Raw genomic sequence first — 13,038 nt, forward strand, 5'->3', positions numbered from 1 at the left:
CTATTCCAGGCGGATGCAGGAAGCGCCACGTCCCTTACGGGACGCGGCGCTCCATGATCTGGTGCTCGGCGCGGAGTTACTCCGAGACGGGGATCGACTGCGCCTTCAGCGAGTCGATCGTCTTCTGCTGGCCGGTCTCGAGGGCGTCCATCAGCGTGCCCGAACCACCGATGGCGGCACCGAACCCGTCGGAGACGTCGGTGTAGGTCTGCGTCATGGTCGGTCCCCAGGTGAAGTCCGGGTTCACGTTCGAGGAGGCTTCGGCGAAGACGTCGTAGATCTTCTGTCCGCCGTAGTAGTCGACACCGCCGGCGAAGGCTTCGAGCTCGGTGGCCGACTTCGCGGCCGGGTAGAGGCCGCCGAGTTCGTTGGCGAGGGCGAGGGCTTCGGGATCGGTGTTCAGCCAGAGCGCGAACTTCGCGGCTTCAGCCGGGTGCTCCGAGCCCTTCAGCACCGCGGTGGAGGAACCGCCCCAGTTGCCTGCGGTCTCGCCGCCGTCCTCCCACTGCGGCATCGGGGCCACGGCCCACTTGCCGGCGGTGTCGGGCGCGCCGTCGGACAGGGTGGTCGCGCCCCAGACCGCGGAGACCCAGGTCCACTGCTGGCCGGTGTTGAAGGACGCGTTCCACTCGTCGGAGAAGGAGGGCAGGGTGGAGACGAGGTCCTCGGACAGCAGGTCCTGCCAGTAGGTGGCGACCTCCTCGGACTCCGGGCTCGTCAGGTTGACGTCCCAGTTCTCGCCGTCGTTCGCGAACCACTGGCCGCCGTTCTGCCACACCATGCCGGCGAACCAGTTGACGTCGGTCTTCGGGAAGTTGGTGATATAGGAACCCTGGGCCTTGATCTCCTCGGCCGCCGCGGCGTACTCCTCCCACGTGGTGGGCACCTCGATGCCGGCCTCCTCGAAGAGGTCGGCGCGGTAGTACATGGCCATGGGACCGCTGTCCTGGGGGACCGCGTAGACCGAGCCCTCCTCGCCGAAGGTCACCTGGCCCCACGTCCAGTCCACGAACTGGTCCTGGGCGTCGGCGACACCCTCGCAGCCGGCGATGTTCTCCAGGCCGTCCTGGACGCGGAAGTTCGGCAGTGCGTCGTACTCGATCTGGCCGAGGTCCGGGGCGTTGCCGGCCTGGATCTGGTTGAAGAAGTTCTGGTACGTACCCGAGTTGCCGTTGGGCCCGGTCTGGACAGTGACCTGGATGTCCGGGTTCGCCTCGTTCCAGAGCTCGACGACCTGGTCCATACCCGGCACCCAGGTGGTGAACTCGAGGGTCACGGGACCGTCGGAGGCCTCGCAGGGGGCTGCCTCGGCCCCTGCCTCGGCTCCGGAGCTGTCTCCGCCGGCTGAACAGCCGGAGAGAGCCAGCGCAGAAATCATGGCAAAGGCCGCGGTGACTTTTCCGTAATGCGCGCGCATTGTCTTTCCTATCGGTTGATTGAGCAGTGCGGTGCGGGGGCGGACGCCCCGACACCTGTGGTGCTGGTCGGGAAGATCGGTGGTGCTACTTGACGCCGCCGGCGCCCAGGCCGCTGCTCCAGAACCGCTGGAGCGCGAGGAAGGCGATGATCAGCGGGACGATCGACACGAGCGCTCCGACGATCACGAGGGAACGCAGTTCGGGGATCTGGCTGATCTGGCTGTTCCAGGCGTAGAGGCCGAGGGTCACCGGGAAGAGCGCCTGGTCGCGGAGCATGATCAGGGGCAGGAAGAAGTTGTTCCAGATGGCCACGAACTGGAAGAGGAAGATCGTCACGAGGGCCGGTGCCATCAGGCGCGTGGAGACCGTGAAGAACGTGCGGATCTCGCCCGAGCCGTCGAGGCGGGCCGCCTCGAGCAGTTCGCCGGGAACGCTCGCCGCGGCGTAGATGCGTGCGAGGTACACGCCGAACGGGCTCACGAGGCTCGGCAGGAAGACGGCCCACATGGTGTTGGTGAGCTCGACCTGGCTGAAGATCAGGAACAGCGGCAGGGCGAGCGCCGTCGCCGGGACCAGGACACCGCTGAGGACGATGTTGAAGATCGCCTCGCGGCCCCTGAACTCGTACTTCGCCAGGGCGTACCCGCACATCGCCGCGATGACCGTGCCGATCAGGGCACCGACTCCGGCGTACAGGGCGGAGTTCAGCAGCCAGCGGCCGAAGAGGCCGTCCCCGTAGGAGAACAGGCGGCCGAGGTTCCCGAAGAACGTCCCGAAGGAGTTCGCCGTGAACCACAGCGGAGCCGTGGAGGTGATCTCGCCGCCGGTCTTCGTGGACGTGGTGAGGAGCCACCAGATCGGCGTCAGGAAATAGAGGGTGAAGACTCCCATGATGAGCATCGCGGCGCTGCGGGACATGATGCTCTGGCGCGGCCCGCGGGCATGCGTGTCGGCACCGGGCGCCGTCGTGCTCCCGCCGCGGCGGCTCCTGGGGGTGGTGGCTGGGGCTGCCGTCACTGGGTGACCTTCCGCTGGGTGGACTTCAGGAAGACGAAGGAGAGGATGAACGTGGCGAGGGCGAGGACCACGGAGAACGCCGCGGCGAGATTGTAGTTCGGCACCGACGCCGTGGTGTAGACCGCGAGGTTCGGGGTGAACGTGCTGTTGATCGCCGAGCTGAAGCTGCGCAGGGTCTGCGGTTCCGCGAGCAGCTGCAGGGTGCCGATGATCGAGAACACCGCGGTGAGGATGATCGCGGGGATCACGAGGGGGATCTTGATCCGCCAGGCGATCTGGAGGTTGCTGGCGCCGTCGAGCCGTGCTGCCTCGTAGATCTCGGTGGGGATCGCGAGGAGCGAGGAGTAGATGATCAGCATGTTGTAGCCGACGTAGACCCACGTCACGATGTTCGCGATGGCCCAGAGCACCAGGTTCCCGCCCAGGAAGTCGACGTTGGAGGTCACGGCGCCGAAGGGCGAGAGTGACGGCGAGTAGAGGAAGCCCCACATGATCGCCGCGATGACGCCCGGGACGGCGTACGGGGCGAAGAACGCGAGGCGGAAGAACTTCTTGCCCTTCAGCAGCGGGGAATCGAGGAGCAGGGCGAACAGCAGGGCGAGGCCCAGCATGATCGGCACCTGCACCACGCCGAACAGGAGGACGCGGCCCACGGATTCCCAGAACGCCGTGTTCTGGAAGACCTGCTCGTACTGCACGAGGCCGCCGAAGACCTGGCGCGGCGGTCCGAAGGTGCCGTCGCGCTCGACCGTGAGCAGTGACTGCACGATCGCGTAGATGATCGGGACGGCGTAGAAGGCGAGGAACAGCAGCGCGAACGGGGCGATGAACAGGGCCACCGCACGGCGCTGCGCTCCGGACGAGCGGTTCTTCCGCGTGGCCGGTGGCGCCTTGGGCGCGTCGGCCGGGGTGCTAATGACGGTCATGGCCTGCATCCTTTCGGCCCTGGGGCGAGCCGTCGGTGTGGGGGAGTGCTGATTCCGGGGTGTCGGTGCGGACGACGCGGACCGCGCCCGCGGGAACCACGACGACGTCGGCCACGGCCTCGGCGGTCAGCAGTTCCATCCCGCGGACCCGGTGCTTGCGGTCCTCGGTGGAATGGTTGATGAGGAAGACGTAGTCGTGGCCGTTGCCGCGCCGGGTCACGCACTCCAGCCCGGACTGTGCCTCCGGGAGGTGGACGCCGGCGGCCACGGCCGCCCGCAGCAGCAGGTCCTTCAGGACCCCGCCGTCGAGCACGGTCGCGGCGTACCAGGCCTCGCCGGCCCCGGCGCGATTGCGGGTCACGGCCGGAGCGCCTGCGTGGTGGCCGGTCGCGTAGCGGAGGACGGCCTCGGCCGTCGTGAGGTGGAGCGACTCGGACCAGAGCGACGCCGGTGACCCGTTGTCCATCGTCAGCGGATGTGCCGGGTGGAGCGGGAAGAACTCCTCGGACCGGATGCCGAGCAGGTCCCGGAATGCGCCCGGGTAGCCCCCCGGCCGCACGCGTTCGTTCTCGTCGACGATCCCGCTGAAGAAGGTGACGAACGCCGAACCGCCGGCGCGGACGAAGGCGCTGATCCTGTCGGCGTCCTCGTCGCGGATCAGGTAGAGATGGGGGACCACCGCGAGTTTGTAGCCCGAGAGATCCGCTCCGGGAGCGACGACGTCGACGGTCAGTCCCGCGTCCCACAGCGCCCGGTAGGCCGCGTGGACCTGCTCGATGTACCGGACGTCCCCGGAGGGGTGCGATTCCTGGTCGTGCGCCCACCAGGCCTCCCAGCTGAAGACGAGGGCCACGTCGGCGTGCACCGTGGTGCCGGCGAGCTCACCCAGCCTGCCGAGCGCGGAACCCAGGTCGACGACGTCGCGCCAGGTCTGCGAGTCGGTACCGGCGTGCGGGACCATCGCCGAGTGGAACTTCTCGCTGCCCTGCAGCGACGCGCGCCACTGGAAGAAGCACAGGCCATCGGCACCGCGGGCGAGGTGTGTGAGGGAGGTGCGGAGCATCTCGCCGGGTCCCTTGGCGATGTTGCGGGGCTGCCAGTTCACGGCTCCGGTGGAGTGCTCCATCAGCAGCCAGGGACGGCCCTGGGCGAGCCCCCGGGTGGCGTCCGCGGTGAAGGCGAGCTCCGCGAGGGGGGCCTCGAGGCGGTGGTCCACGTAGTGGTCGTTCGCGATGACGTCCATGTGCGGCGCCCAGGACCAGTAGTCCTGGTTCCGGATGTGCGCGGCGACCATGAAGTTGGTGGTGACGGGCGCATCGCTGGTGCGCCGGAGGACGGCCTCCTCCGCGCGGTAGTGCGCGAGGAGTTCGTCCGAGCTGAAGCGGTTGAAGTCGAGCGTCTGGGTGGGGTTGGTCGCGGACAGCGTGAGCCTCGGTGGGAGGATCTGCTCCCACGCGGAGTAGCGCTGGCTCCAGAAGGCGGTGCCCCAGGCGGCGTTGAGCGCGTCCAGGGTGCCGTAGCGCGTGCGGAGCCACCCGCGGAACGAATCCGCGGAGACGTCGCAGTAGCACAGCGAGTTGTGGCAGCCGAGTTCGTTGGAGACGTGCCACAGGCGCAGGGCGGGGTGGTGGCCGTAGCGGGTGGACACCTGCTCGACGAGGGCGAGGGCACGCTCGCGGTAGATCGGCGAGCTGGGGCAGAAGGCCTGCCGGCCGCCCGGCCAGCGGGCGGTGCCGTCGGCCGTCCGCGGCAGGATCTCCGGGTGTGCCGTGGTCAGCCAGGCCGGGGTCGATGACGTCCCGGTGCCGAGATTCACGCCGATCCTGTTCGCGGCGAGGAGGTCCATGACGGCGTCGAGGTCGTCGAAGCGGAAGGTGCCCTGCTCGGGTTCGATCTCTGCCCACCCGAAGATGTTGACGGCGACGAGGTTGACGCCGGCTTCCTTCATGAGGCGGACGTCCTCGTCCCAGACGGACCGGTCCCACTGCTCGGGGTTGTAATCGCATCCGAACACGAGCTGCCCGGTGCCGGACAGTCCTGCGACGGTGGTTGTGCGTGCCAAGCCTGCTCCTCGATGCTGCGGTGCCGATCCCGTCGTCGGGGAGGCGCCGGCGCATTCTGTGAACGCTCCCACAAGCGGGCGGCAGGACTCTCCTTCGAGGATCTGTGAACGTTCCCAGAGTAAGGCTCGTCACATGCGCTGTCAACGCGCGGTGCGCGCTGGTCGCTCGCGTGGTGGTCCGCATCGACGTGGACCAGCCCCCCCGCGGTCCCGAGATCATCACAGCGACGGCCCGCTCTCGCACAGCATCGGACGCGACGCCAGGGTCGGCCTGTGAATGAGGTGGCAGCGGCCGTGGGCAACAACGTGGACTGGTGCTCCGCCGTCTGTCGCGCCCACGGCGTCCCGGTCACGATGGGGAACGGCATCTGGCGGACCGGGACGACGCCCCCGCGCTTCTATCCCGACGCCATGACGCTCCGTCCGGGGCTGACATCCTCGGCACTCGTGGAAGGTCTGGGTGATCGCCCCGCCTGCGCCGTGAAGGACAGCTGGGCTTCGCTCGACCTCCGTGCTGCCGGCTTCGTGCCGCTCTTCACCGCGTCGTGGATCCGGCGGGTACCGGACGACGCCGCCGGCACGGCGCTCGCATGGACGCGGGTCGACGGCCGTCCCGGCGCGGCGGTCCGGGAGGACGCCGCCGAACTGCCCGGCCTGCTCCGTCCGGGACTCTTCAGCGAGACCGCGGTGCGGATCCTCCTCGCCCGCGACGGGGCGACCGTGGTGGGCGGGGCGATCCTCTTCAGGAGCGCGTCCGTCGTCGGGCTGTCGAACGTCTTCACCACCCCAGAGGGGCGCGACGCCGTCTGGGGTGACCTGCCTGCCGTCGCGCAGGCGATGGACCCCGGCGTGCCGGTGGTCGGTGACGAGCACGGCACCGATCTCGACCACGCCGTTGCTGCGGGATTCCAGGCGATCGGCCAGGTACGGGTCTGGCGTCGCGGCGGGGAGGACCGCTAGATCATCCCTGGACCGATCCTGCGCACCGATCCTGCGCACCTGTGATGCCGCCGACGCGCCGTTCCTTCGCTGCCGCCGTCGCACCGTTTCTTCGCACCGTTCTCGCGCTGCCGCCGTCGCACCGTTCCTTCGCACCGCTCCTGCGCTGCAGCCGTTGCATCCTTCCTGCGCCGCCGCCGGAGCGCCACCGAGGGCGGGCCGGACCAAGGCCGATCCGTCGTCGGTTGGACGCCCGTCGCACCGATCCGAGAAGCCGTTCGGAATCAGTGGCCGCAGCTACGGGAGCGGCTGTACGGTTCTCGCACCACCCGCTTCGGAAAGGTCGCAATGATGAGACGTCTCCTTCGAATGTCCGCGCTCCTCGCCACGTCGGCGGTGGCGCTCGCCGCAGTCGGCAGCCAGCCCGCCGCAGCCATCACCGGGGGTCAGCCCGACGGCGAGGCGCACCCCGCTGTGGCACTGATCCTCGCGTACGACGAGGACGGTTCGCGGTACCGCTGCTCGGCCACCCTGATCGAGCCGACGGTCCTCCTCACGGCCGCGCACTGCACGGAACCCGCCGTCGGCAGCACCCTGGTCACGTTCGACACGGTCGTCGCCGAGACGCCCCCGCTGCCGTTGCCCGTGGCCGCAGACCCCTCCGCCGGATACACCGACGAGGAGATCACGGCGGCAGGGTTCTTCTCCGGCACGGCCCTGACCCACCCCGAGTACTCGGACTTCACGGATACGGACAACTGGAACGACGTCGGCGTCATCGTCCTCGATGAGCCCGTTATCGGCATCGAGCCGGCCGTCGTCGCCCCGCTCCGGTACCTCGACCGGTTCGCGTCGCCCGTGCTCAACAGGACCCTCTTCGAGGTCGTGGGATACGGGACCGAGGTGCGCAAGCCGGCGACGGGTCCGCAGAAGCCGCAGCCCATGTCCTACCCTCTGATCCGGCGCAGCACCACCTCCCCGGGACAGAAGCTGACGCCGCAGATCCTGCAGCTGCAGGGCAACCCGAATGACAACCGCGGGGGAGGAGGGACCTGTTTCGGTGACTCCGGGGGGCCCGTCTTCCTCGATGGCTACCTCGTGGCGGTCACGAGTTACGGGTACACCTCGAACTGCCGCTACCTCGGCGGCTACCAGCGGGTCGAGATCCCCGTGGTCCAGGAGTGGCTCGAAGCGACCCTCTGACCCCGCCCGAGCCCACGCGGCAGGAGCCGTTCCCGTTCGTGGGGGCGGCTCCTGCCGCGTCCTGCACACCGGGCTCCCGCGCCGCCGTGCACGCCTTTTCGCGCGATCGTCCCTCATCACCGGCGTGTCCCGGCGCGACACGCACCCTGCCCCCGGAAAGCCGTGAACGACGCCGCGGGTCTGGACCCCCGGACCGGCCCAGGCCGGCTGCTGGTCCCCGCCCCGCGTCACGAGCGGCATTTCTGCGGGCGAGTGCTTGCTAAGCAGACTGAACAGGGCCACAGTGAGGTGGAAAACCTAGGGGAGGCCGACCATGAGTACTTCTGCCGAGCACGTGTCCGACGCTCCGACCACGACCGGCGAGCCGGAACTGAAGCGGGTCCTCGGACCGAAGCTGCTCCTGCTCTTCATCGTCGGCGACATCCTCGGGGCGGGGGTCTACGCCGTGACCGGGACCATGGCCGGCACCGTCGGCGGAATCGTGTGGCTCCCGTTCCTGCTGGCCTTCATCGTCGCGACCATGACCGCCTTCTCCTACCTGGAACTCGTGACGCAGTACCCCCAGGCGGCCGGGGCGGCGCTCTACACCCACAAGGCGTTCGGCATCCACTTCGTCACGTTCCTCGTGGCGTTCGCCGTCGTCTGCTCCGGGATCACGAGCGCTGCGACATCGGCCAATGTCCTCGCCCAGAACTTCTTCGGCGGCCTCGAGGTGAACGGGTGGCTGGAGATGCCGGGGCAGGGCGTCATCACCATCGTCGCCCTCGCCTTCATGCTGCTGCTGGCCGTGATCAACCTCCGCGGGGTCGGCGAGAGCGTCAAGTTCAACGTGGTGCTGACGCTCGTGGAGATGACCGCGCTGTGCATCGTGATCGGTGTCGGTTTCCTGGCGATGGCTCAGGGGAAGGGCAACGTCGGCGAGATCTTCGTGTTCACCGACGCGCAGGACAAGGGACTGTTCCTCGCCGTGACCGCGGCGACGTCGATCGCCTTCTTCGCCATGGTGGGGTTCGAGGACTCCGTGAACATGGTGGAGGAGACCCAGAACCCGGAGCGCATCTTCCCGCGCACCATGCTCACCGGCCTGGGGATCGCCGTCATCTTCTACATGCTGGTGGCCATCTCGGTGGTCACGGTGCTCAGCCCCACCGAACTCGCCGGGATCCGTGAGGCCGAGGGCGCGGCGTTGCTGGAAGTGGTCCGCGCCGGTTCGCCGGACTTCCCGATCGACAGGATCTTCCCGTTCCTCGCCGTCTTCGCGGTCGCGAACACCGCACTCATCAACATGCTCATGGCCAGCCGGCTGATCTACGGTATGGCTCGTCAGGGCGTGCTTCCCCGCCCGCTCGGCAAGGTGCTCCCGGTGCGCTGCACACCCTGGGCCGGGATCGCGTTCTCGACCGTCCTGGCCCTCGGGCTGATCCTGTACGTGACCAGCGACCCGGACAGCAACATCGTCGCCAACCTCTCCGGCACCACGGCCTTCCTCCTGCTGTGCGTCTTCACCGTCGTGAACATCGCCTGCGTGGTGCTGCGGCGGAAGCGCGATGTCAATCGCAAGGTCTTCTTCACCTCGCCCGGACCGCTGCCGATCGTGGCCGCGCTCCTCTGCGCCTTCCTGGCCGGTCCCTGGGTGGGGCGCGACGTCGTCCAGTACCAGATCGCGGGCGGCCTCATGGCGATCGGGGTGGTGCTGTGGCTCGTCACCTGGCTCGTCAATCGGCGCACCAACACGACCGCGGGTGACCTGAGCAGCCTGGACGGCTGAGCGACAGGACGCCGACCAAGCAGGCTCATCGCCCGGCAGCAGCGACCCGACAGGAGCGACCCGACAGGAGCGGGCACGCGCCGACCGGGACGTAGCGTGGGATCGAGTCCGAAGTGCCCGGCATTCTCGGTGATCGGCGAGACCTCGTGCACTCCGTTCGGCCCTCGCCGGTCGGACTCCGCCGTCAGATCATCCCGTCCGGCCGCGGTCCTCTTCGCCCCTGGTCGGCTGCGACCCGGCGTCTACTGAGCTTCGTTGTACGCGTCGATGATGGACTGGGTGATGCGTCCCCTCGAACTGGGGTTGTGCCCATTGTCCTTGGCCCACTGGCGGATCTGCTGCGTCTCCTCGCGCTTGGACTTGGTGGTCGACGTCGTCGTCGCCTGGCGACCCTGTCCACTCTGCCCGCGCCGGCCCGCCGTGGACTTCCGCCCCTTATCGACGTAGAGGGACAGGACCGAGCGCAGTTTTTCCGCATTCTCTGCCGTGAGATCGATCTCGTAGTCGGTGCCGTCGACGCCGAATCGCACGGTTTCCTGTGCTTCCGCACCATCGAGGTCGTCGACCAATTCCACCTGGACGCGCTGTGCCATTGTTCTGCTCCTGAATTACTCGTTATCGATGAATGTGTTCCCCTTCTCCTGACTCTATCCCGGAAATGACTAAGCCTGCTTCTGATCATCCACATCACCGCACACGACACCGCTGTGCTTTTCCTCCGTCGGCGCGTTCCGGGAGAACCGAGCGGCACATGCCACAACTCAGTCGACGTCGTCCGTCCGTGCAGTGGCGCTGTTCTGCGCGGGCTGCAGCGGAGGTGCACCCCCTCCGGCCGTGGACGTCGCCGGCGCGGAGGAATTCGAGCTCTTATGCCAGGTCTGACAGAAGTGGTAATCGGCTGCACCTGGTCTCTCCCTACGGCTGCCGGAATCGGTCCGGTCACGGCGGAGACCTTCCTCGACAGCGCAGATAATCGATCCTGCTCATTGCGGGGAAAGATATCCGACGGTGTGGCGTCCTTCCGGAGGAGGGATAGCCAGGCGAAGGGGTTGACCTGACATCGCCGATGGGATCTAGGTGCTCGTGACCGACGATATCGATGGTGCTCGGACTGCATACCGCTGGCCTTCACCGTCGGGGAAGACATCGCGCCGCTGACATCGGATGACGTGCCTCTGCATCTCACCGGTGAGGAGTCCTCCGCTCTGCCCCTTCATCGAGTCATCGACGTCGACGACAGCGGGCGACCCGCGCAGGCCCGGCGGACCACGCGGTGTGCCCGCTAGCCTGTGCGCATGGAGATCCTCCGCTACGCCGCCTTTACGGACACGCCCGACGGCGGTAACCCGGCCGGGATCGTGCTCGACGCCGACCATCTCGATCCGGCGGAGATGCAGGCCATCGCCGCGGACATCGGGTACGCGGAGAGCGCGTTCGTCCTGCGGCGATCCGCCGGTCGAGCACAGCTCCGCTATTTCGCCCCGGAGGCGGAAGTACCCTTCTGCGGCCATGCGACGATCGCCACGGGCGTGGCCCTCGCGGAGCGTGAGGGCATGGGGCGACTCCTGCTGGACACGCCGGTGGGGCCGATCGACCTCGTCACGGAGCTGGCGGACGGACGTCTCGTGGCGTCGCTCGTGACGGTCGAGCCGCGCGTCGAGGAAATCGACGGTGGTGTGCGCGCGGAGTTGCTGCTCCGCCTGGGGCTCGGTGGGACGGACCTCGACCAGAGCCTGCCCGTCCTGCTCGCCTACGCGGGCAACGTCCATCCGGTCGTCCCCGTGCGGAGCGCGGCCGTCCTGCGCGGGCTCGACTACGACTTCCCCGGTCTGAGGAAGCTCATGGCAGCCCAGGGCTGGAAGGCGACCGTCGCCGTCGTGCATCGGCGGGACACGCTCCTCTTCGACGCCCGCAATCCGTTCCCCCCGGGAGGCGTCCGCGAGGATCCCGCGACGGGATCAGCGGCGGCCTCGCTGGGCGCCTACCTGCGGCACCTCGGCGAAGTCGCGCCGCCGGCAACGCTGACGGTCCATCAGGGCGCCGACGTGGGCCGCCCGTCGCAGATCACGGTGCTCGTTCCACCCTCGGGGGGCCTGACGGTCCGGGGCGGCGCCGTGCCCCTCGTGGCGACGTCGATCCCCTGACAGGACGCAGACAGGACGCAGACAGGACGCAGACAGGACGCAGACAGGACGCAGGGCATTTCACGGAGTGGGCCGACCCCGTCCGGCCTCTGATCGATCGGACGCCGGCCGATCAGGTCCTGCGCCATGACGTCCATGACCTGGCACCCCACCTCGGGACCTACGTCCATGGACGAGTGGCGCTCGTCGGCGACGCGGCGCATGCCGTGCTCCCCACGATGGGGCAGGAAGCGAATTCCTCCCTGGAGGGCGGCGCGTGCATCGGTCTCCTGGTCGGCCGGCCCGTCAGGGAGAGAGAGTCCCTGGAGGTCGCACTAGGCAGGTTCGAGGCAGCCCGCCGCCCGCGTACGCAGAAGATGGTTAGCTGGTCACGGGGTGCCGGGCAGGTGGGAGCCGACGTCGAGGGCAGGACCCGTGTCGCCATCCGCAACACGATGATGAGGATGGTGCCGGCCGGACCGGCAGTGACGGCAGGAGCATCGGTCCTCGCCTGGAGAGCATCGCACTGAGCGGAAGCGAGCAGGATGAGGGCCTCAGGCCGGGGCGCCCGTCCTGCCCGGGGCCTGCTCCGCTGCCGGAATCGGGGCTCGGAGGACGGGCGGCCCCACCCCGGACGAGGACGCGACGGCCGCGGCCGGTCCAGGACGGGGCCGCGCGTCAGCGCTGGTCCAGGGGCAGGGCGATATCGGTCACCGCTGCTCCGATCGTGCCGCGGGAGGTCGCCGTGCCGCTGAGCAGGGCGATCTCGTAGAGGGAGCCGTTCACGGCGGCGAAGCCCGTGACTCCAACGGTGGTGCCGTCCCGGAGCGTGGAGTAGATGTCGAAGCCGGTATCGCCACCGGCATCGACACCGAGCATCCCTGTCGGGGCCAGCGATCCGGCATTGGCGGGAGACTGCACGGCGATCTGGTTCAGGGCGGTGTCCAGGTCGAACAGCGTGGTCGCGGTGTTCGGATCGAGGTCGTTGTTGGTGTAGGCGGCGCCGTTGATCCCGGTGGCGATCGCCGGCGCCGCATAGCTCAGCGCGCCGTCCGCGACGGTCGGCGCACCTGCGGTGGCGAAGGGCTGGCGCAGGTTCTGGCCGCTGTCGCTGGTGATCCTGAGCGCGTTCGCGGCGGGGTTGAAGTCGACGCCGAACGTCGAGCCGCTCAGGGCGACGGTGAGCCGGGTGACCAGGGTCGCCAGGCCTGTCCCCGCATCGATCCGGTACACGCCGGCGCCGGCGGCGTTGTTGCCCACGCCGTAGAGGTGGCCGTCCTGCACGCGGTAGTCGATGCCGATCAGGCGCGTGTCACCTCCGGTCAGACCGGTCACGCCGACCGCGCCGCGCACCTTGCCGGGCTTCGCGGTCTCGAAGTGCACCAGTGCGGTCCCGCCGTCGGCCAGGCCCACGACACGCAGCTTGCCGGCTCCGTTCCCGCCGCCGTTCGAGTGCTGCGCGGACGCACTGCCGGCCTGGGAGGATCCGCCCGTTGCGCTGGCGACGGCCGGAACCAGGCCCACCGCAGCGATCGTGGCGAGTGCAAGGACACCCAGTGTGGTCTTCTTCTTCATCGTGTTC

General features: G+C 68.7%; 11 protein-coding genes. 5 read left to right on the forward strand and 6 right to left on the reverse strand.

Translation table 11 applies throughout. The annotated features are described in order from the left end of the window. Positions 1-76 precede the first annotated feature (76 nt). The 4 genes from ASF21_RS06685 to ASF21_RS06700 form a co-directional block, all read right to left on the reverse strand. Positions 77-1,417, reverse strand: coding sequence for an ABC transporter substrate-binding protein (locus ASF21_RS06685; RefSeq protein WP_055768359.1), 1,341 nt, complete (start codon positions 1,415-1,417; stop codon positions 77-79). Positions 1,418-1,502: 85 nt separating this feature from the next. Next, entirely contained in the window at positions 1,503-2,336 is an 834-nt protein-coding gene (locus ASF21_RS06690; RefSeq protein WP_055769295.1) for a carbohydrate ABC transporter permease, read from the reverse strand. Positions 2,337-2,431: 95 nt separating this feature from the next. Further along, positions 2,432-3,370 carry a carbohydrate ABC transporter permease gene (locus tag ASF21_RS06695; RefSeq protein ID WP_055768363.1) on the reverse strand — a complete coding sequence of 313 codons (939 nt, stop codon included), beginning with the start codon at positions 3,368-3,370 and terminating at the stop codon, positions 2,432-2,434. Next, complete coding sequence (locus ASF21_RS06700) at positions 3,348-5,423, reverse strand: beta-galactosidase (RefSeq protein WP_055768366.1); 2,076 nt, start codon at positions 5,421-5,423, stop codon at positions 3,348-3,350. Before ASF21_RS06700 ends, ASF21_RS06695 begins: the two co-directional genes overlap by 23 nt. Positions 5,424-5,696: 273 nt before the next feature. Between ASF21_RS06700 and ASF21_RS06705 the strand changes: the two genes are divergently transcribed. The 3 genes from ASF21_RS06705 (at position 5,697) to ASF21_RS06715 (ending at position 9,333) form a co-directional block, all read left to right on the forward strand. Further along, positions 5,697-6,383, forward strand: a complete 687-nt coding sequence (locus tag ASF21_RS06705; protein ID WP_157365758.1) for a hypothetical protein — start codon at positions 5,697-5,699, stop codon at positions 6,381-6,383. Between the two features lie 348 nt (positions 6,384-6,731). Then, the gene (locus tag ASF21_RS06710) at positions 6,732-7,565 is read left to right on the forward strand and encodes a S1 family peptidase (RefSeq protein WP_235498673.1); all 834 of its coding nucleotides are present in this window, start codon (positions 6,732-6,734) and stop codon (positions 7,563-7,565) included. A gap of 313 nt (positions 7,566-7,878) precedes the next feature. Then, complete coding sequence (locus ASF21_RS06715) at positions 7,879-9,333, forward strand: APC family permease (RefSeq protein WP_055768374.1); 1,455 nt, start codon at positions 7,879-7,881, stop codon at positions 9,331-9,333. A gap of 242 nt (positions 9,334-9,575) precedes the next feature. On the opposite strand, the gene ASF21_RS06720 is transcribed toward ASF21_RS06715, so the two are convergent. Then, positions 9,576-9,926: a histone-like nucleoid-structuring protein Lsr2 gene (locus ASF21_RS06720; protein WP_055768377.1), complete on the reverse strand. Its 351-nt coding sequence runs from the start codon at positions 9,924-9,926 to the stop codon at positions 9,576-9,578. Between the two features lie 702 nt (positions 9,927-10,628). Here ASF21_RS06720 and ASF21_RS06725 point away from each other — a divergent pair. Next, complete coding sequence (locus tag ASF21_RS06725) at positions 10,629-11,477, forward strand: PhzF family phenazine biosynthesis protein (RefSeq protein WP_055768380.1); 849 nt, start codon at positions 10,629-10,631, stop codon at positions 11,475-11,477. A gap of 140 nt (positions 11,478-11,617) precedes the next feature. After that, entirely contained in the window at positions 11,618-11,986 is a 369-nt protein-coding gene (locus tag ASF21_RS17535) for an FAD-dependent monooxygenase (protein WP_414826615.1), read from the forward strand. Between the two features lie 148 nt (positions 11,987-12,134). Here ASF21_RS17535 and ASF21_RS06735 read toward each other — a convergent pair whose 3' ends face one another. After that, a complete protein-coding gene (locus ASF21_RS06735) occupies positions 12,135-13,031 on the reverse strand; it encodes a DUF4394 domain-containing protein (protein ID WP_055768387.1) in 897 nt (298 codons plus the stop codon). Positions 13,032-13,038 lie beyond the last annotated feature (7 nt).

Origin of the sequence: Arthrobacter sp. Leaf234 (assembly GCF_001422665.1) — a bacterium.
In the GTDB taxonomy this organism is placed as follows: domain Bacteria; phylum Actinomycetota; class Actinomycetes; order Actinomycetales; family Micrococcaceae; genus Arthrobacter_D.

Bases quoted from the DNA above. Each gene is read 5' to 3' on its own strand.
- ASF21_RS06685 (WP_055768359.1), bottom strand. From the start codon at position 1,417: ATGCGCGCGCATTACGGAAAAGTCACCGCGGCCTTTGCCATGATTTCT.
- ASF21_RS06690 (WP_055769295.1), bottom strand. From the start codon at position 2,336: ATGTCCCGCAGCGCCGCGATGCTCATCATGGGAGTCTTCACCCTCTAT.
- ASF21_RS06695 (WP_055768363.1), bottom strand. From the start codon at position 3,370: ATGCAGGCCATGACCGTCATTAGCACCCCGGCCGACGCGCCCAAGGCG.
- ASF21_RS06710 (WP_235498673.1), top strand. From the start codon at position 6,732: ATGTCCGCGCTCCTCGCCACGTCGGCGGTGGCGCTCGCCGCAGTCGGC.
- ASF21_RS06715 (WP_055768374.1), top strand. From the start codon at position 7,879: ATGAGTACTTCTGCCGAGCACGTGTCCGACGCTCCGACCACGACCGGC.
- ASF21_RS06720 (WP_055768377.1), bottom strand. From the start codon at position 9,926: ATGGCACAGCGCGTCCAGGTGGAATTGGTCGACGACCTCGATGGTGCG.
- ASF21_RS06725 (WP_055768380.1), top strand. From the start codon at position 10,629: ATGGAGATCCTCCGCTACGCCGCCTTTACGGACACGCCCGACGGCGGT.
- ASF21_RS06735 (WP_055768387.1), bottom strand. From the start codon at position 13,031: ATGAAGAAGAAGACCACACTGGGTGTCCTTGCACTCGCCACGATCGCT.